We start from the raw sequence: 785 nt of genomic DNA, 5'->3' as shown, positions 1-785 counted from the left end.
GATATAGATATGATAAAAAAATATGATGGCTATGTTCAAATAAATGCAGGAGAGAATATAAAAAAATTAACAAATAAATATTTTAATTTAATATCTGACATTATAGAAGTAAATTTATAAATATATAGTTGCAAGAGTTACAGAAACTATTATAATAAGATTATATGAGAAACATTTTATTTATTATAACTATATTATTTTTAAGTATATCCTGTGCTAATTATTCTCTCAAAGTAAAAGATGATAAACTCACAGGCATACAAACCTATACATATGCAGATGAATATTATGAATATGGAGCTAAATTATATTTTCAAATAAATAATAATAAAGAAATTAGTTGGTGGTTATATATAGGCACTAAAGCTATGCCTAATTTTATTTATGCTAACACTGCATATATATTTGATTCTAAAACATACGATAAAATAATATTTACTTTAACTAATGTTTCAAGAAATATTTCTACAACAGCAGCAGTAATTAATGAATATGCCTATATACCAAGTCAAGTTAATTGTTTAGAAAATGCTATAATAGAAATTAGCGACGAAGAAGTAAAAGAGCTTTATAAAATACTTACTAATGCTAAAAGTGTAGGTTTAAGAATATCTGGAAGAGAATATCAAGAGTTTATGTTATCATCATCACAAGTAAAAGCAATGATTGATACTATAGAATATTATAACAATGAATTTAATAATTAATAATATATACCAAAATAGTTTATAATGTTTTTCTTTTCAAACTAAATTAATAAATATTTGTATTGTTTTTGATTTAAT

Annotated in this window: 1 protein-coding gene and 1 pseudogene; both read left to right on the top strand. The window is 21.7% G+C overall.

Annotated elements, in window-relative coordinates:
* Positions 1 to 120 (top strand): annotated as a pseudogene (locus E6A48_RS11975) (hydrolase); the annotation flags it as partial.
* 44 nt (positions 121 to 164) lie between these two features.
* Entirely contained in the window at positions 165 to 707 is a 543-nt protein-coding gene (locus E6A48_RS07260; protein ID WP_219709363.1) for a hypothetical protein, read from the top strand.
* Positions 708 to 785 lie beyond the last annotated feature (78 nt).

Origin of the sequence: Brachyspira pilosicoli, assembly GCF_019402445.1 — a bacterium.
Lineage (GTDB): Bacteria > Spirochaetota > Brachyspiria > Brachyspirales > Brachyspiraceae > Brachyspira > Brachyspira pilosicoli_B.
This window is presented reverse-complemented; position numbering and strand designations above follow the sequence as displayed.